Annotated in this window: 15 protein-coding genes; 2 read left to right on the plus strand and 13 right to left on the minus strand. The window is 63.7% G+C overall.

The features are described from left to right. Positions 1-47 precede the first annotated feature (47 nt). Positions 48-2,513, plus strand: coding sequence for a TonB-dependent siderophore receptor (locus tag AC3IQ7_RS00320; RefSeq protein ID WP_489208052.1), 2,466 nt, complete (start codon positions 48-50; stop codon positions 2,511-2,513). Positions 2,514-2,580: 67 nt separating this feature from the next. Here AC3IQ7_RS00320 and ahpF read toward each other — a convergent pair whose 3' ends face one another. From ahpF to AC3IQ7_RS00370, 10 genes are all read right to left on the minus strand, one after another. Next, positions 2,581-4,176: an alkyl hydroperoxide reductase subunit F gene (gene ahpF / locus AC3IQ7_RS00325; RefSeq protein WP_489208053.1), complete on the minus strand. Its 1,596-nt coding sequence runs from the start codon at positions 4,174-4,176 to the stop codon at positions 2,581-2,583. A gap of 98 nt (positions 4,177-4,274) precedes the next feature. Beyond that, complete coding sequence (ahpC, locus tag AC3IQ7_RS00330; protein ID WP_099379243.1) at positions 4,275-4,838, minus strand: alkyl hydroperoxide reductase subunit C; 564 nt, start codon at positions 4,836-4,838, stop codon at positions 4,275-4,277. 187 nt (positions 4,839-5,025) lie between these two features. Beyond that, positions 5,026-5,430, minus strand: a complete 405-nt coding sequence (locus AC3IQ7_RS00335) for a DUF3597 domain-containing protein (RefSeq protein ID WP_322428936.1) — start codon at positions 5,428-5,430, stop codon at positions 5,026-5,028. Positions 5,431-5,599: 169 nt separating this feature from the next. Beyond that, positions 5,600-8,449: an EAL domain-containing protein gene (locus tag AC3IQ7_RS00340; RefSeq protein WP_322428935.1), complete on the minus strand. Its 2,850-nt coding sequence runs from the start codon at positions 8,447-8,449 to the stop codon at positions 5,600-5,602. Positions 8,450-8,581: 132 nt separating this feature from the next. After that, the gene (gene rbsD, locus AC3IQ7_RS00345) at positions 8,582-8,974 is read right to left on the minus strand and encodes a D-ribose pyranase (protein WP_035823039.1); all 393 of its coding nucleotides are present in this window, start codon (positions 8,972-8,974) and stop codon (positions 8,582-8,584) included. A 4-nt stretch (positions 8,975-8,978) separates the two neighbouring features. Next, a complete protein-coding gene (gene rbsK, locus AC3IQ7_RS00350) occupies positions 8,979-9,887 on the minus strand; it encodes a ribokinase (protein WP_489208054.1) in 909 nt (302 codons plus the stop codon). Continuing rightward, positions 9,884-10,942 carry a LacI family DNA-binding transcriptional regulator gene (locus AC3IQ7_RS00355; RefSeq protein WP_489208055.1) on the minus strand — a complete coding sequence of 353 codons (1,059 nt, stop codon included), beginning with the start codon at positions 10,940-10,942 and terminating at the stop codon, positions 9,884-9,886. The genes rbsK and AC3IQ7_RS00355 overlap by 4 nt, the downstream gene beginning before the upstream one ends. A 9-nt stretch (positions 10,943-10,951) precedes the next feature. Continuing rightward, positions 10,952-11,923, minus strand: coding sequence for an ABC transporter permease (locus AC3IQ7_RS00360; protein ID WP_099379238.1), 972 nt, complete (start codon positions 11,921-11,923; stop codon positions 10,952-10,954). Positions 11,924-11,941: 18 nt separating this feature from the next. Next, positions 11,942-13,492 (minus strand): sugar ABC transporter ATP-binding protein, encoded by a 1,551-nt coding sequence (locus tag AC3IQ7_RS00365; protein WP_489208056.1) that lies wholly within the window; start codon positions 13,490-13,492, stop codon positions 11,942-11,944. Between the two features lie 83 nt (positions 13,493-13,575). Beyond that, positions 13,576-14,535: a sugar ABC transporter substrate-binding protein gene (locus tag AC3IQ7_RS00370; protein WP_489208057.1), complete on the minus strand. Its 960-nt coding sequence runs from the start codon at positions 14,533-14,535 to the stop codon at positions 13,576-13,578. Positions 14,536-14,781: 246 nt separating this feature from the next. Here AC3IQ7_RS00370 and AC3IQ7_RS00375 point away from each other — a divergent pair, with 246 nt between their 5' ends. Beyond that, a complete protein-coding gene (locus tag AC3IQ7_RS00375) occupies positions 14,782-15,516 on the plus strand; it encodes a hypothetical protein (protein WP_489208058.1) in 735 nt (244 codons plus the stop codon). On the opposite strand, the gene AC3IQ7_RS00380 is transcribed toward AC3IQ7_RS00375, so the two are convergent. The 3 genes from AC3IQ7_RS00380 to AC3IQ7_RS00390 all read right to left on the minus strand — a co-directional run bounded on the left by AC3IQ7_RS00380 (position 15,486) and on the right by AC3IQ7_RS00390 (position 18,775). Further along, a complete protein-coding gene (locus tag AC3IQ7_RS00380) occupies positions 15,486-16,391 on the minus strand; it encodes an EamA family transporter (RefSeq protein WP_489208059.1) in 906 nt (301 codons plus the stop codon). The two genes, AC3IQ7_RS00375 and AC3IQ7_RS00380, sit on opposite strands and share 31 nt — an antisense overlap. A gap of 162 nt (positions 16,392-16,553) precedes the next feature. Next, the gene (locus AC3IQ7_RS00385) at positions 16,554-17,654 is read right to left on the minus strand and encodes a zinc ribbon domain-containing protein (RefSeq protein WP_489208060.1); all 1,101 of its coding nucleotides are present in this window, start codon (positions 17,652-17,654) and stop codon (positions 16,554-16,556) included. Positions 17,655-17,662: 8 nt separating this feature from the next. Next, positions 17,663-18,775: a hypothetical protein gene (locus AC3IQ7_RS00390; protein WP_489208061.1), complete on the minus strand. Its 1,113-nt coding sequence runs from the start codon at positions 18,773-18,775 to the stop codon at positions 17,663-17,665. Positions 18,776-18,835 lie beyond the last annotated feature (60 nt).

Here is an 18,835-nt window from a genome sequence, read left to right on the forward strand (position 1 = left end):
CATTGGTAATGATTCGTATTTATGTTTACTTTTGGAGAAGAGCCCCGATGTCTTGCCCGCGTACCGTTTCCCCGTTCCACCTCGCTCCCCTCACCCTGGCCATCGCCCTGGCCGCCATCGGCGCCACGCCCTCGCTGCACGCCCAGGCCTTGACCACGGAATCCGTCGTCACGGTGGCCGTGCCGGCGCAGGCGCTGGGCACGGCCTTGAATACCCTGGCGCGCCAGGCGGGATTGCAACTGATGGTGCACCCTGACCTGGTGGCCGGCAAGCAGGCACCCGCAGTCAGCGGGCAATTGTCCCCGCGCCAGGCGCTCGAACGCTTGCTGGCCGGTACGGGCCTGGTGGCGCAAGTGGAAGGTAACGACGTGATCATCCGCGCCGGGAGCATTGCCGCGCCGGAAAAGACCATGGCGCCCGTCACCGTCAGCGCGGCGCAGGAACGTGACGGCACCACAGAAGGCAGCGCCTCTTACACCACGGCGTCGATGCAGACGGCCACGCGCTTGCCCCTGTCGATCCGCGAAACGCCTCAGTCCGTCAGCGTCGTCACGCGCCAGCAGATGGACGAGCAAAACATCGTGCAGCAGGAAGACCTCGTCAAGCGCACCACGGGCCTGACCTTCGTGCAATACGGTCCGTCCGGCAGCGATACCAACGGCTTCTTTGCGCGCGGCGCCAGCGTGCAAAACATGCAGGTCGACGGGGTGGCGCGGCTGTTTACGGATTACGTGGGCATCTTCCAGACGAATGACATGGTGATCTATGACCGCGCCGAAGTGGTGCGCGGCGCCACCGGCCTGATGAACGGCATCGGCACGCCAGGCGCCACCATCAACCTGGTACGCAAGCGTCCCACGGCCACGCCGCAAGCGAGCCTCAAGCTGACGGGCGGCACCTGGGATTACCGCCGCGGCGAAGCCGATATTGCCGGCCCTGTCAACGAGGCACGCACGGTGCGCGCGCGTCTGGTGGCGGCCGTGCAGGAAAACCAGTCGCAAGTCGACTATGAAAAGGAAAAGCGCAAAGTGCTCTATGGCATCGTCGAGGCGGACCTGGCGCCGAATACGCTGGCCACCCTCGGTTTTGCCTGGCAAGACTACAACGCCACAGGCGTGGGTCGCTCGGGCCGCCCCTTCTTTTACACGGACGGCACGCGCACGCACTGGCGCCGCTCCGATTCCTCGGGCGCGCGCTGGGCGTCCACCGACCGCGAAAACCGCAGTTACTTTGCCAGCCTGGAACACCAGTTCGGCAACGGCTGGCGCGCCAAGGCCACGCTGACGCGCGACAGCAGCGACTACACGGAAGTGCCGGGTTGGACCGATGAATTCGGCATCGACAAGGTCACCGGCACAGGCGTGGGGCTGTGGTCGGCCCTGTGGGCAGGCGAACCTGTGCAAGATACGCTGGACATCTATGCGAATGGCCCCGTCGACCTGTTCGGCCGCCGCCATGAACTGGTGCTGGGCGCCACCAGTTCGCGCACGCGCAACGATACGCAAGGCCACGGCCGCTGGTCCTTCCCCGGCTGGAGCAAGGTCATCGAGAATATTTTCACCTGGGATGGCAATACGCCCGTGAAACCGGACAATCCGCCCAACAGCAACATCCATTCCACCGAGCGCACCAACAGCGTCTACGCCACGGCGCGCATCAAGGCGACCGACAGCCTGGCGCTGGTGCTCGGTTCGCGCGTCACCAGCTGGAAGCGTGCGCAATCGGAAACGCCGTACGACAGCAAGGTCACGGACCGTAGCAGCCGCCAGGAAACGGGCGAGTTCACGCCCTACGCCGGCGTCGTCTACGACGTCAGCCGCGACTGGTCCGTGTATGGCAGCTACACGAATATCTTCCAGCCGCAAAACAACAAGGGCGCCGATGGCAGCTACCTCGATCCCCTGCTGGGCAACAGCTACGAAGCGGGCGTGAAAGGCGCACTGCTGGACAACCGCCTCAACGTCACGGCCGCCCTGTACAAAACCAAGCAAGACAATTTTGCCGTGTCGATCCCCGGCGCCTTTGCGCCGGACGGTTCGCAAGCCTACCGCGCCGCCACGGGCACGACCAGCCGCGGCCTGGAACTGGAAGTGGCGGGCCAGCTGGCCACCAACTGGCAAGGCATGGCCGGCTTTGCGCGCAACATGAGCGCCGATTCCGACGGCAAGCAACTCAATACGGAAGTGCCGCAAAGCACCTTCAAAGTCTTCACCAGCTATCGCTTGCCGGAACTGGGCGGCGCCGGCGCGGGCGGCCTGAACGTGGGCGGCGGCGTGCGCTGGCAAAACCATACGCGCTCCGATATGTCCTACCTGGCCTTGCCGGGCGACCCCATCATCCGCCAGGGCAGCTATGTGCTGGCCGATGCCATGCTGCAATACGCGTTCAGCAAAACCGTCAGCGTGTCCGTGAATGTGAATAACCTGTTCGACAAGCAATACCAGGTCAATTCGAACTCCTCGTACTACGGCGAAGGGCGCAACGTGCGCGTGGGGCTGGCATTCAAGATGTAAGGCGCCAGGCGTAAAAAAAACCGGAAGGGCCTCGCGACCGTTCCGGTTTTTTGATACAACTCAATACTTATGCCGTCAACGCTTCTTTCGCTGCCGACTCTTCCACCACTTCGTCGTCGTCCGAGCGGATCAGATGGTCAAAGGCGGACAGGGCTGCCTTCGCACCTTCGCCGGTGGCGATGATGATCTGCTTGTACGGCACCGTGGTGACGTCGCCGGCCGCAAACACGCCGGGGATCGAGGTCTGGCCGCGTGCATCCACTTCGATTTCGCCGTGGCGCGACAACGCTACCGTGCCTCTGAGCCATTCCGTGTTCGGCACCAGGCCGATTTGCACGAAGACGCCTTCCAGCTCGACCTTCTTCGACTCGCCGCTGACCCGGTCCGTGTAGCTCAAGCCATTGACGATCTTGCCGTCGCCGTGGATTTCGGTCGTTTGCGCCGACGTAATCACCGTCACGTTGGGCAGGCTGTGCAGCTTGCGTTGCAGCACCGCATCGGCACGCAGTTCCGCGCCGAACTCGATCAGGGTCACGTGTTTCACGAGACCGGCCAGGTCGATCGCCGCTTCCACACCCGAATTGCCGCCGCCGATCACGGCTACGCGCTTGCCCTTGAACAAAGGACCATCGCAGTGCGGGCAGTAGGCAACACCGTGGTTGCGGTATTCCTTTTCGCCCGGCACGTTGATTTCGCGCCAGCGGGCACCGGTGGCCAGGATGACGGTCTTGGCTTTCAAGATGGCGCCATTCGCCGTTTCAATCTGCACCAACTTGCCCGGCGTCAATTTCGCGGCGCGCTGGGTGTTCATGATGTCGACTTCGTATTCCTTGACGTGCTGTTCCAGCGCCATGGCGAACTTCGGACCATCCGTTTCCTTGACGGAAATGAAATTCTCGATGGCAAGGGTGTCGAGCACCTGGCCGCCGAAACGCTCGGCCAGGACGCCCGTCTTGATGCCTTTGCGGGCCGCGTAGATGGCCGCTGCCGCGCCGGCTGGGCCGCCGCCGACGATCAGCACGTCAAACACGTCTTTCTTGTTCAACGCTTCGGCCTGGCGAGCGCCGGCGTTGGTGTCGAGCTTGGCGAGGATTTCCTCGACATTCGTGCGTCCCTGGCCAAAGTGTTCGCCATTGAGGAACATCATCGGCACGGCCATGATCTGGCGTTCTTCCACTTCTTTCGGGAACACGCCGCCATCGATGGTGGTGACCTTGATGCGCGGGTTGATCACGGCCATGGCATTCAAGGCCTGCACCACTTCCGGGCAGTTATGGCAGGAGAGCGAAATAAACGTTTCAAATTCGTAATCGCCGTCGAGGTTGCGGATCTGCTCGATCACGGCATCGTCGAACTTGATGGTGTGGCCGCCCACTTGCAGCAGCGCCAGCACCAGCGAGGTAAATTCGTGGCCCAGCGGCACACCAGCGAAACGCACGCCGATGTCCGAGCCGGTACGGTTGATGCTGAACGACGGGGCCCGTACGCCAGCGTCAAGGCGCTCGACCAGCGTGATCTTGTCGCTCAACAGGACTATCTCCTGGAGCAATTCCTTCATCTCGCGGGCTTTTGCGCTGTCATCGAGAGAAGCGACCAGCTCAAGCGGATACACCACTTTTTCCAGGTAGGATTTCAGTTGGGTTTTGAGGGTTGCATCTAACATGATTTTTTCTTCCTTTACAAATATTTAGGCGAATGCCGGGCCGGACGCCCGGTCCGGCATCGCGGTAACTACTTGTTTGCTACGTGCTGCATCGAGACTTAGATCTTGCCGACCAGGTCCAGCGATGGGGTCAGGGTTGCTGCGCCTTCCGTCCATTTGGCTGGGCAAACTTCGCCTGGGTGAGCGGCAACGTATTGAGCTGCCTTAACTTTGCGCAACAGTTCCGATGCGTCACGGCCGATGCCGTTGTCATGCACTTCCAGAACTTTGATGAAGCCGTCTGGATTGATGACGAAGGTACCGCGCAGTGCCATGCCTTCTTCTTCGATCATGACTTCGAAATTGCGCGACAGGGTACCGGTTGGGTCGCCGATCAGTGCGTATTGCACTTTCTTGATCGCGTCCGAGGTGTCGTGCCATGCTTTGTGCGCGAAGTGCGAATCGGTCGAGATGCCGTAGACATCGACGCCCAGCTTCTGGAATTCAGCGTGGTGATCGGCCAGATCTTCCAGTTCGGTTGGGCAAACGAAGGTGAAGTCGGCTGGGTAGAAGACGAATACCGACCACTTGCCTTTCAGCGACGCTTCCGTCACGTCGACGAATTTGCCATTGTGGTATGCGGTTGCCTTGAATGGTTTAACTTGGGTATTGATCAGCGACATTTCATTTCCTCTCGTGTGGTGAATCAGTAAGACTCTAGTGTAAGGGGTTTTAACCCATATTCGAAATTGATTGTCACAATAGTTTCAATTAGTTTTAGCTATCACGACATCATGGGAACTCCATGATAGGCAGTTCCCACGCGATTGGATAGCGGTGACAGTGGATACCCCTGCCGCCGCCAGGTGTTTAATTTTTCAGTTCTTCCGGTACCTTGCCGCCGTTTTCCGCCAGCTTGATCATCACCTGGCGATGCAGCCAGATATTCATGCTGGCTGAATCGTTGGTGTCGCCCGTGAAATGCAGCTCTTGCGCCAATTCCTTGCGCGACGCCAGGCTGCTGTCGAGTTGAAGCAATTTCATCAGGTCGACGATGGACGTGCGCCAATTGAGTTTTTCCGCGTTCTTGCTGGCCAGGTCGACCAGCACCACTTCCACGTCCACCACGGGCACGGCAGCCGCTGGCGCAGCAGGTGCAGGTGCGGCCGCCGGTGCTGCGGCAGGTGCTGTCGTGGCGGCGGCCGGCGTGGCTGCCGGGGCAGCGTCGGACGAATGGTGGAAGATCTTGTTGTAGATATTGCTGAAAATGCCCATGAGGTCACCTCGAGTTGAGTGAATGGAAGAAATATTGCCTGCGCACCCCGTTAGCTACCGGTGACAGCAAAGCCGGGCGCAGGCGCCAGCCCGTCGAGTATAAGCCCGTTCAAGCCGGGAGCCCCGTCCCGCAGGCCTGGATGAAATCTGGTGGCGGACGATGCCTGTTTCAAGGGTGCAAGGGCCGCTGCGCGTGCAGCAGCGCATCGAACGCTACGATGGCCAGCGGCGGCGCAAACAGCTCGCCTTGCGCAAAATCGCAGCCGATCTCCAGCAGCAGCGCGCGCTGCTCTTCGGTCTCCACCCCTTCGGCGATGACTTGCAATCCCAGCTTGTGGGCCATGGTGACGATGGCTTCACACAGCACCAGCTCGCTGCTGCCGGGTGCCAGCTTGCGCACCAGCACGCCATCGAGCTTCAGGTAATCGATGCCGCACTGCTGCAGCTGCGTCAGCGAGGCATGGCCGCTGCCGAAGTCGTCCAGGGCGATCTGCAAGCCCGCTTCGCGCAAGTGCTGCAGGCGTGGCGCCATGCTATTGCCACCTGGCAAAAGTACATCTTCGCGCATGTCGAGCACGATGGCCGAGGCCGGCACATCGAGCGCCATCAGCTGACGCAGCCAGGTGCCGGGCGCCTCCACTTCGCGCTGCAGTTCCAGCGGCGACTGGTTCAGGCATAGTTGCAGCCCCGGCAATCCAATGACCTGGCCCTGCGCGCGCCAGCGCAGCAGTTGCGCGGCCGCCGTGCACAGCACCCAGTCGCCGATCTCCACGATCAGGCCGCTGCTTTCGGCCAGCGCCAGGAAATCCGGCGGGCATACCACACCCCGCTGCGGATGGTGCCAGCGCAGCAAGGCTTCCGCCTTGGCAAGTTTGCCGCTGTGCAGCTCGACGATGGGCTGGTAATACAGTTGCATCTGCTGCTCGCGCAAGGCCGTGCGCAAGTCCGCCCCCAGGCGCATGCGGTTGACGGCCGCCACCTGCATGGCGGGCGTAAAGTAGCTGTAGCGGTTGCGCCCCGCCCCTTTCGACACATACATGGCCTGGTCCGCATGCTTGAGCAAGTCCTCGATCGTGCCCGCGTCGTCCGGATACAGGGTGATGCCGATCGAGGCCGAGACGAACGCCTGCTCCTGCCCCAGCAGGAACGGCGCCAGCAAGCCGTCGAGTATCTGCCGCGCGATGCGGTCGACTTGCTGCAAATCATCGAGGTCGGACAGGATCACCGTGAATTCATCGCCGCCCAGGCGCGCCACCGTATCCGTCTCGCGCACGCCCACGCGGATGCGCCGCGCCGCCTCGATCAGCAGGATATCGCCCTGGTGGTGGCCGAGGGTATCGTTGACCTCCTTGAAATGGTCGAGATCGATGAACAGGATGGCCACGCGGCTCGTATCGCGCCGGCCCTGGGCCAAGGCCTGGCGCAAGCGTTCGTGGAACATGCGCCGGTTCGGCAATTGCGTCAGGGTATCGAAATTGGCTTGCTGCCAGATCAGCGCTTCCGTTTGCCGCTTGTCCGTCACGTCTTCCAGCATGCACAAGTGGTGCGGACCGCCATGGCGCGCCGTGGCGATGGCCGTCACCGACGCGTCGACCCACACCACGCCGCCATCGGGCCGCACGATGCGCTTGGCATGGCGAAAGCCGTGCAAGCTGCGCGCCAGCAACTGCGCCACCTGCTCCAGCTCACCGGGCACATCGTCGGGATGGCTGATCTCCATCCAGCTCGTTTGCTTCATGTGTTCCAGGCTACGTCCGCTGATGGCCAGGTAGCGTGGATTGATGTCGAGAAACTGTCCGCTCACGGTATCGATCAGGGCGATGCCCATGGGCGCTTCCTCGAACATGGTGCGAAAGCGCAATTCCCCCTGGCGGATGGTTTCCTCCGTGCGGCGGCGCTCGCGTGCCAGGTTGTTGAAGTGAAAGGCGGCCGAGACGGCCAGCAGGCTGCCCGCCAGGCCCAGCGACAGATACAGCCAGCCCAGGTCGGCGCCCGGCACGGGGCGGTACAAAAAACCCTTGTAGGCGCGGCTGTCCGTGGCATTGCGCGGCAGCACGCCCATGCTGGCATAGGTGTCGGCGATGTGCTGCCAGCGCTGGGGATTCATGTAGCCAAGCTCCACCAGCACGGGCTGCAGCAGCAATTCCATCTGCTGCGCCTCGTACAGCAGGTGCGCGCGGTCGTGGCGCTGGCTGTACTTGGCAAGGATCACGCGCGCCATTTCCTCGCGATGCGCCATCGCATATTGCCAGCCACGCAGGCTGGCCGCGCGGAACGCTTTGACGCGTTCGGGATGACGGCGCAGTTCGTGCTCGCTGGTAAACAGGTTGTCGCCGTAGAAATCGATGCCGGCCGTGCGCGGCGTAAATTGGTAATAGGAAAAGCCTGCCCGGTCCAGGTAGTCCGGTTCGTTGGTGGAGTACGCGGCAATCGCATCGACCTTGCCATTGATCAAATCCTCGATCCGATAGCTGGGCGGCAAGTGGCGCATCTGCTGCGGCGCGACGCCCATTTTCGCCAGGAACAGCGACACTTCATCGGCGGCAAGGGCCACATCGCCGGCCGCACCGATCATCACGGACGCGCCCACCAGCTTGCGCACGTCGGGCGCGCCGCCCTGCTGGCGCATCAGCAGCACGCTGGGCGAATGCTGGAACACGACGGCCAGCACCACCAGGGGCTTGCCCGCCAGCCGGCTGAGCAACAAGGTGCTGTTGCCCACGCCATACTCGGCCTGGCCCGCCAGCACGGCCGCCTCGGCCAACTGCCCGCCACCGCCTTCGACCAGTTTGACGTCCAGCCCCGCCTCGCGGTAATAGCCTTGCTCGATGGCCGCGTAATAGCCGGCAAACTGGAACTGGTGCGTGAAATTGAGCTGCAGGGAGACGGGTTCCAGCGCCCGTGCAGGCGTAGCCAGGCACAGCAGCAGGCAGAAGAAGAAGAGGCAGCGCCAGCCGTGCGCCAGCCTGCCGGCGAGCGGCAAGACAAAGCGGAAAGCGTCGGGGGCTTTCATCGGCATGGCGGAACACCAGGAAGCTGCCGAGCTGGCAGGGGCAAGGCTATTGTAGCCGCCCCTTTTGCCAATGGATAATTATTTCAGTGAGGACAATAGCGTTGATGTTTTTGGCAAACAAACTCACCATTGTTTGCGTTAAAACACGACGCCGGCCACCAAAATGATGTTGGCGTACGGACTGCACTCGCCCGTGCGCACGATGGCGCGCGCGCCCTTGCTCAATTGCTTGAACTCCTCGTGCGTCACCTGGCGCGCATCGGGCAAGGCCAGGGCCGCCACCTGCGCCGCCATGGCCGGATTGTGCTGCGGCAACTCGCTGGCGAGCAAATGGTATTCCACCTGCATCTCGCTCAATACCGTGTTGACGGTATCGATGAAGCCGGGGATGCCGCGCGTCAGGGCCAGGTCGATCAGGGGCACGCCCGGTTGCGACGGCAAGCCCGCGTCGCCGATGACGAGCATGTCGCCATGGCCGAGCGAAGCGATCAGTTGCGACAGCGCAATATTAAGCAGCGGTGATTTTTTCATGGTCTCAGAACAACTCGTGCAAGTGGGGGATCGAGGTTTGCGCGCCGGGCTTGGTGACGCTCCAGGCGGCAGCGCGCTGGCCTTGCTGGATCGCTTCCGCCTCGTCCATGCCGGACGCCAGGCCCGCCACAAAACCGCCGATAAAGGTATCGCCGGCGGCCGTCGTGTCGACGGCTTGCACCACTTCGGCCGGGAACGTGTAATCGCCGCCATACAGGGCCGCATGCACGCCCTTGGAACCCAAGGTGATGATGACGTTGTCGCTGCCCAGCTTTTGCAGCGCGGCGGCCAGCGCCTTGGCATCCGCGCCATCCGGGCTGACGCCAGCCAGCATGGCCGCTTCGATTTCATTCGGAATCAGGTAGTCGACCAGTTCCAGCACGCCGTCCGGCAAGCTGGCCGCCGGGGCCGGGTTCAGCACCACGGTCTTGCCCAGCGAACGGGCCAGTTTGATCGCATGCACGACGGTGGCCATCGGCGTTTCCAGCTGCAGCACGACGATGTCCGCCTGTTCGATCAAACCTTGCGCTGCGTCAATGTGCGCGGGGCTGAGCAGATCGTTGGCGCCGCCGGCGATCACGATGCTGTTCTGGCCATTGTCGTCGACCAGGATCGAGGCGATGCCCGAGGCCACGCCCGGCAAGGTGGTGATGTGGCTGTCGATGATACCGTCGCCCACCAGCGCCGCGCGCAACGTCGCGCCAAACGCGTCGTCGCCCACGCAGCCAACCATGGCCACTTGCTGGGCGCCCGCCACATTGCCGCTCAGGCGTGCGCAAGCCACGGCCTGGTTGGCGCCCTTGCCCCCAGGAATTGTACGGAAAGCGCCGCCCGTCAGGGTTTCGCCGGGGAGGGGCATGCGCGGTACGCGCAAGACCAGGTCCATATTGATGCTGCCGATAACCACGATCATGATGTCATTCCCATCAGTTCAGTTGCAGGTGAAGAAGTAGGTGCGGAAGAAGGTAGCGTGGCGGCCACGCTGGAGCCGCGCACGTGCAGCTCGGGTGCGATGCTGCGCTGCTGGCGCGGCAAGGCGGGGTCGGCGATGCGCGCCAGCAGGCAGGCGGCCGTGATGTGGCCCAGCTCGCGCGTGTTTTGCGCCACGCTGGTCAAGGCCGGATGCACGAAGCTGGCCAGGTCGATATCGTCGAAGCCGACGACAGCCAGGTCCACGGGCACGGCAATACCGCGCTCGGCGGCGGCGCGCAGGGCGCCAAAGGCCATCAAGTCATTGCAGCAGAACAAGGCGTCGGGGCGCTGGCCTGGCGGCAGCGCCAGCAAGTCCAGCGCGGCCGCATAGCCGCCCGCGCTGGTAAAGTCCGCGTGGCGGCACAGGGCGTCGGCCAGGGCCACGTCCGCCTCCGCCATGGCGCTGCGCACGCCGGCTATGCGGTCGTTGGAAATGCTCACTTCGCGGGGACCGGCGATGCAGGCGAGGCGCCGGCGTCCCAGGCCCAGCAAATGGCGCGCGGCCAGAACGCCGCCGGCGCGGTTATCGACGGCCACGGCATCGATGGACAGGTCGCTGGGCGCGCGGTCGAGCAGCACGGCCGGCACCTTCATCTTGCGCAGCAGTTCGCCATCGCTGTCGGCCAGCGCGGACAGGATCAATCCGTCGCAGCGCTTGGTCAAGAGCACGTTCAGGTAGTCGCGCTGCTTGACGGGGTCGTCATCGGAATTGCACAAAATCACGCTGTAGCCGGCCGCGTAGCAACTGTCCTCGATGCCGCGCGCCACTTCCGAGAAATACGGGTTCGTATTGTTGGGAATGATCAGGCCGATGGTGCCCGTGCTGCGGCTGCGCAGGGAGCGCGCCAGCGCGCTGGGCACGTAATGCAGTGCCTCCGCCGCCGCCAGCACGGCGCGGCGCGCCTCGTCGCTGACGGGACGGGTATTGTTGAGGACGTGCGACACGGTGGTAAACGACACCCCCGCCGCCTGCGCCACTTGTTTGATGGTTGCCATGGGCGGCTATTATGAACGCTCGCCGCGGCGGCGGTAGGTGTCGAGCACGACGGCGGCGACGATCACCAGGCCCGTGACGATGCGTTTCACGGGTTCCGACACGCCCACTTGCGCCAGGCCCGCTTCCAGCACGGAAATGATCAGCACACCAATGAACGTGCTGATGACGGAACCGCGTCCGCCCATCAGGCTCGTGCCGCCGATCACGACGGCGGCGATCACTTGCAATTCCATGCCCACGCCGCCGTTCGGGTCGGCCGCTTCCAGGCGCGATACCTGGAACAGCGCGCCCACGCCGGCGAGAAAGCCCATCAAGGCAAACACCAGTACTTTTGACGGTTTTGTGTTGATGCCGGACAAACGCACGGCTTCTTCATTCGTGCCGATGCCGATCCAGTGACGGCCCAGTACCGTGCGCGTGAGCACCAGGTGGCCGATGACGACGATGGCGATCGAGGCGATGAAAGCGGGCGACAGGCCAAACGCGATCGGCGAGCTGATGCCGTCAACGGCGCTGCCGATGTATTCCGTGCGCGAGTTCGTCACTTGATACGCGAGGCCCCGTGCCATTTCCAGCACGCCCAGGGAGACGATGAACGAGGGTATGCGCCAGCCGACGGAAATCAGGCCCGTGGTGGCGCCGCACAGGGCGGCAACGAACATGCCCAGCAGGGCCGCGCTCCACACGGGCCAGCCCCAGTGCACGACGGCCAGCGACAGCACGGACGCGGCCAGCGCCATGACGGAACCGACGGACAAGTCGATGCCGCCGATGATCAGGACAAACGTCATGCCGACAGCCATCACGACGAGGGTCGGGATATTGTTCGACAGGGTGCTCAAGGTGGCCAGGGTGAAAAAGTTTTCGCTGGCGAACGAGAACAGCACGCACATGGCGACCAGGGCGCCGATCAGGCCCGCATAGTTTTTCAGGTCGGCCAGGCTGCGCTGCAGATACGAAGGAGAGGAATTGGTGGTCATGGGAATCTTTCCGGCGGATCAGGCCGCAGCTGGAGTGGAAGTGGGGGTCAAATAGCCGGAGAAGGCAGCCGACAGCAGCGCGTCCTGGCTCCAGGCGCCGCGCTCGAAGGTGTCGACGATGCTGCCGGCGCTCATGACGGCGATGCGGTCGCAGATCAGCATCAGTTCGCGCAAGTCGCTCGAGACAATGACGAGGCCCTTGCCCTGGCGCGCCTGTTCGGCCAGCACCTGATAAATATCAAACTTGGCGCCGATATCGATGCCGCGCGTGGGCTCGTCGAACAGCATGACGGGGCAGTCGCGATACAGCCAGCGGGCGATCACCACCTTTTGCTGGTTACCGCCGGATAATTCGGCCACCGTTTGCGCGCTGTTGCGCGAACGGATGCCGAGGCGTTGGATGTAATCGTCGGCCACCGATGCTTCGGCCGCGTCGTTGAGCCAGCCTGCGCCACTGACGGTGTCGAGCGACGCGAGGGTCGTGTTGACGGCGATGGACTGGCGCAACAGCAAGCCTTGTCCCTTGCGGTCTTCCGTGATCATGGCGATGCCGGCTTTCACTGCTGCCTGCGGCGAGTGCAAGGCGGCGGGCACCTCGCTGTCGCCGAGGAACACGTCACCGGCATCGGCACGGTCGGCGCCAAAGATCAGGCGCAGCAATTCCGTGCGGCCCGAGCCGATCAGGCCGGCGATGCCGAGGATTTCACCGGCGCGCAAGTCGAACGAGGTCGGGTTGACGACCTTGCCGCGCGTCAGGCCGCGCACGCGCAACAGCGGTGCGCCGATGCTGCGGCCGCTCAGGTCGACAGCGTCGTCGGCCGAACGGCCCACCATCAGGCTGACCAGGTCGGCGGCGGAATGGCCCGCGATATCGTCATCGCACACGAGCTGGCCATCGCGCAGCACGGCGATGCGGTCGGCCACGCGCTTGAGTTCTTCCAGGCGGTGCGAAATATAGATGATGCACACGCCGTCGGCCTTCAGACGCTCGATTTGCAGGAACAGCAATTCCACTTCGCGGTGCGTCAGCATGGCCGTCGGCTCATCTAACACCAGCAGGCGGCAGGCTCCGATCAGATTGCGCGCGATCTCGATCATTTGCTGGTGGCCGATGCCCAGTTCGCCCACGAGGGTCCACGGGTCGAGTCCGCCCAAGCCCACTTTTTCCATCTGTTCACGCGCGTCGCGCCCGAGGCGCGTACGGTCGATGAAGCCGAAACGCTGCGGCAGGTTTTTCAGGTACAGGTTTTCCGCGATCGACAGGGTGGGAATCAGGTTCAGTTCCTGCATCACCATGCGGATGCCAAGCGCCTCGGCGGCGCCGCGCGAGGCGGGCTGGTAGGGCTTGCCGTCGAGCAGCATCGTGCCCGTGGTAGCTTGCTCCAGGCCGCAGATGATCTTCGACAAGGTACTCTTGCCCGCGCCGTTCTCGCCCGTCAGCGCCAGCACCTGGCCAGGGGCGAAGCGCAGGCCCACGCCGCCCAGCACGGGGCCGACATAGGACTTGCCGATGTTATCGAGCGTTAACAGGGGAATGGCGGCTGGCGCCGGTGGAATGTCGGTGGGCATGATAAAACTCCGCGGTAGTGGCGGCGGGGCCGGCATCGCCTGCTCGGTGAGCAAGCGGGGCCGGCCCCGGCGGGATCAAACGATCAGGACTTGGCGCCCTTGGCGACCAGTTCGACCTTGGTTTCGATGACGCCACCAAGCTCGGCCTGTTTCTTCTTCTGCGCCAGGGCTTTCAGCACGGTCTCGATGCCGAACACGGCTTGCTGCGAACCGAACTGGTCGGCGGTAGCCAGCACGCGGCCATCGGCCAGCATCGGCTTGATGGCGTTGATGTTGTCGTAGCCGACGACGAGCACTTTGCCCGTCTTGCCGGCCGCCTTGATGGCGGAAATGGCGCCGATGGCCATGTTGTCGTTACCGCACAGCAAAGCCTTGATATTCGGGTTGGCGTTCAGCATGGCGGCCGCCACCGTGTTGGCAGGGGCGATTTCCCACTGGCCCGATTGCACGCTGACGACCTTGGCACCGGCCGCGTTCATGGCGTCCTGGAAACCCAGGGTGCGCTGCTGCGCGTTGTAGGTGGTGGAGACGCCTTCGATGATGCCGACCGGATCGCCCTTCTTGATCTGCTTGGCCAGGTAGTCGCCGACCACCTTGGCGCCCTTGCGGTTGTCCGGGCCAACGAACGGTACGCTGATGCCCTTCTCTTTCAGGGCGCCTTCGTCGAGCTTGTTGTCGATATTGACGACGATGATGCCCGCGTCGATGGCTTTCTTCAGCACCGGCACCAACGCTTTCGAGTCGGCCGGGGCGATCACCAGCGCGTTGACGCGCGAGACGATCATTTGCTCGACCAGCTTGATCTGGCTCGACGTATCCGTTTCATCCTTGATGCCGTTCGACAGCAGGTCGTACTTGGCGGCATTGGCCTTCTGATGCGCCTTGGCGCCATTTTCCATGGTCAGGAAAAATTCATTGGCGAGGGACTTCATCACCAGCGCCACCTTTGGTTTGGCTGGCGTCTGCGCCATCGCCGGCACGGCGGGCAAGGCACACACGAGGACAACGGCGGCAATCATTTTCAGGCGAATACGGGATGTCATGGGCGTCTCCAGAGTTGTTGGTCAAGCACGTGTACTGCATGCTTTTTAGGAAATTCGTTGCGCGCAAACGTTTGCGCGAAGCGAATAGTGCCTCAATGCCCCATATCAGTGCAAGCAAAACTGTATGTGCGGTGCAGCAAAAAGGCGCGGGAACGGCACCGCTCATGGGGGGGCGGCGTTTTCTTGACAGACTCGCCATCTTGGTAAATCCTCTAGAATAATGGCTTTCCCATCCCGGACCATGCCATGCACCCAGCGCCGCCCCCACCACCACCACTCGTCCTGTGCATCCCCGGCCCGTGGACCGATCACGATGCACTGCGTCACGCGCTCATGGAGCACGGCGACGGCTATCTGTTTACGGGGCGGGTGCTGCTGCACATCGATTCAGGTTTCAGCTGCACGGTGCTGCAAGAACAGGCCGACCAGCGCATGCCGCAGGCGTTTGCCGCGGCTGGCTACCACTGGCGCGACACGCCCGCCATGCAGGCGATCGGCACGCACCGGTCAGTCGTCTACCTGGAAGGCGAAGGCGGCTCGCGCGCCAATGCCGAGGCGATGATGCTGGCGGCCGCCTGCCTGCTGCGGGCGGGCGGCCTGGGCGTCAAGGTGGAAAGCAGCGGCAGCGCGCATGCGCCGGACGCCTGGCTGGACTTTACGCAGTATCTGCACCTGGACAGCGCGCATGCCGCGCTGGTGGCCTATGTCGGCGACGCGGACAATTGCTACACCTGCGGCATGCACAATCTGGGCTTGCACGACGCCATCATTGCGCGCGAGGACAATGCAGCGCCCGCGCAAGTGCTGCAGGCGTTTACGCGCTACCTGTTTGGCGAAGCGCCCCACATGCTGGACGGCCAGACTTTCCGCGCAGCGGCCGATGCGCCGCGCTACCGCGTGCACGTGGCCGCTGGCCAGCCCTACGCGGACGACGACCTGTTCCGCAACCCTTACGGCATCTGGCGCCTGGCAGCGGCCTGATCCGCTGCCGGCCGGACGCTGGCCCACTGCACCGCCAGCACACTGGCCAGCACCAGCAGCAAGCCCAGCATTGACCAGCCCGTCATGGCCTGGCCCAGCAAGGCCCAGCCCAGCACGACGGCCATCAGGGGACTGAGCAGTCCCAGGGAAGACACGGCCACGGGCGACAGCCTGGCGATGCCGCGGAACCACAAGGCGTACGCCAGCAGGGCGCCGGCCAGGCACAGGTAGGCGTAGGCCAGCACTTGCTGCAGGGACAGCGCCGGCAAGGGCGCATCGGCCAGCCAGGCGACGGGCGCCAGCATCAGGCCGCCGAGCAACAATTGCCAGCCCGTCAGCGCCAGCACGGGCAAGTCTGGCTTCCAGCGCCGCGTCAGGTAGGTGCCGGCCGCCATGCAGGCCGTGCCGCCCAGCGCGGCAGCGATGCCGATCGGTTCCCATACCGTGCGCGGCGACAACAATAAAACGCCCATGCCGGCCACGCCCAGCACGCTGGCACCCAAGGCCAGGCGGGCCGGACGGCGCCCTTCCACGCCCCAGGCCAGGCCCATCACCAGCAGCGGCTGGATGGCGCCCACCACGGCCGCCAAGCCACCCGGCAAGCGGTAGGCGGCCACGAACAGCAGCGCCTGAAATACGCCGATATTCAACGCGGACAGGATCAGCACGCGCATCCAGTCGCGCCGCACGGGCAGGCGCCGCATGACCAGCAGCAACAGCAAGCCGGCCGGCAGCACGCGGATCAGGGCCGCCGTGAAGGGCCGGTCCGGCGGCAGCAGTTCGGACGTGACGATATACGTGGAACCCCAGATCAGGGGCGCCAGCGCCGTGAGCAGAATATCGCCCCAGGCGGGGCGGGCAAAAGAAGAGCTCATGCAACTATCTCGATATCAAGATAAAAAGCCAGTGTGGATGCAAACTATCTTGATGTCAAGACAAATGGGCGTACACACCGCTGCCTGCGGACGTAAAAAAACCCGGCATGGCCGGGCTCGGGGAAGCAGATCAGGCGGCAAGCTGCGCCGCCTGACAGATGCTTAATCGCGCACGCGCCGCAGGGTCGTCACCCGCATGCCGCCCATGCTGATCTGCGCCGTGCTGCCATCGTCGCTGACGATAATGTCCATGGCCGCTTCGCCCGCGCCTTCGGGCGCGATCGTCACGGTATTGCCCTTGGTGGTGAAGGTGGCCTTGGTCGACGTCCCGTTATTGATCACGCTGTCACTTGTAAATTCCAGGACATTGCCCATCGCCGCCTGCCATTTCCCCACCGCCGGGTGGCCGCCAAAGCGGAACGCGCTCTTCAGCTTGTCCAGCATGCCCGCGCCCTGCCCGGCCGGCGCTTTGCCTATCACACCGGTCATGGCCGCCTGGCTCATCTGCGCTTCGTCGATGACTTGCCATTGCTTGTCGACCAGCGCCAGAGGCAACCGCACTTCCATGTCGCCATCCGGCAAGCGCTGCAGGATCAGCGCCCGGTCCGCCGACTTGGCGAACCACGCTGCCTCATCGGTCAATGCCAGGGTGGCCTTGGCCATCGCCACGTGCTGTGCGCCCAGGTCACGCACCTGGTCGTAGCCGCTGACCTTGGCCACTTTCAAGCCCTTGGCCACGCACAGCTTGTCGCCGCGCAAGGCCGCCTTGCCCGGAGCGGCCAGCGCGTAGACAAATTGCGATTGCGCAACCCAGCCACCGCTGCTTTGCTCCACGGGAGCGCTGTACAGTCCGCTACGCACGAGGATATCCAACCATTGCCGAGTGGAACTGTCGTACGACGCCACGCGGATCTCTTCCTTCTGGTACGGCAAGTTGGTAAGGCACAGCAACTTGTCGCGCGCCGCCTCGTCTGCTGCCAGATGGGCATCGATGGCGCGGCTGAAACTGCCGGCCGAGGCCGCCTCTGGCGCCAGCAGCCACGCCAGCGCGCCACCGGCCACGATGACTGCAGCCAGCACGCCGCCGGCGATCACCACATGGCGCCGCTTCACGCCGGACAGCGCCGGCGTCGCGGCTGGTGCGGATGCCGGTACAGGAGCGGGCGCTGGCACCGGTGCAGGGTTGACGGCCTTGCCGCATTCATCGCAGAAGCGCGCGCCGGGAACATAAGCGGTGCCGCATTTGGTGCAGAAGTGAGCCATGGTGTGCCTTACTTGAGTTTATGCGCGCATTCGCCGCAGAACGCATCGTCGGATGCGACCGGCGCCTTGCAGCTCGGGCATTGCAGGATGTCAGCCGGCGCAGCGGCAGCGGCTGGCGTGGCAGGGGCAGTCGCCTGCTCGGCCAGGGCACGCGCGCGTTCACGCGCTTCCTCGGCTTTTTTCTTGACCGTGGCCAGGCCGTCGTTCAGGCTCGCTTCCGAGGCGCTGAAATCGACATTGCGCGTCGCGTTCAGGTAAATGATGCACACGCCCTTGGTAAAGATCAGGCCAGGCACGACGGCCGCGGCCGCCAGCAGCAAGCCGCCGCCCAGGCCTGCTGCGATGATGTAGCCGGAGCCGCCGCTCAGACCCGAAGCCAGGGAATACATGTTCATCTGGCCGCCCAGGCCCAGGATGCCAGCGGACATGCCGCTGGTCAGCGACACGCCGGTACCGACCACGCCAAAGATCAGCAGCGCCACAAACGTCGTGATCAGGAACAGCAGCACTTCCAGCAGGATCACGGACACCAGCTTGGTGCGCACGATCAGGTTCAGGCGGGCAATGATCTGGAACACGGTGGCGCCCGACCAAGCGGCAGGGCCGGCCAGCGGCAGCATCACGTAGAACAGCGCAAACACCAGCACGCCCAGCACGATGGCCGACAGCGGGAAGACGAGCGTGTACAGCACTGGGCCGAGCACAGGGATCTTGCAGACGAACAAGATGATGGCGATGGCGATCATGGCCGCCAGCACGATCAAGAATTCAAGGAAGACGACCGCGATCAGGCGGTGGCTCGTGACCAGCGAAACGAGCACGGCATCAACCAGGCTCATGCCAGGCTGGCCTTGCGCGTCGCGCATCAGCATGATGCCCACGGCGTTGGAACCGTAAAACATCACAAGGAAGGCCATCAAGCCACCGAAAAAGGCCAGCAGCGGACTGCTCATGCCGCCGGCAAGCATCGTCAGCACGCCACCGACGAGCACGGCGCTGATGAAGGTCAGCGCCAGCAAGGCAATCGCGCGGAAGTTCTTGATGGCATCGGTCGCTTCGATCAGCGAGCCCACGGCGGAGGAAAACGGAAGAGGTTGAGGTGCTGCGGTGGAAATGGTCATGTCTAGCCTGGATGGGGATAAATCGGGGAACGGGACGGCCGGCATGGCCACCCCGTGGCA

The sequence above is a fragment of the Janthinobacterium sp. GL_088 genome (assembly GCF_057837845.1).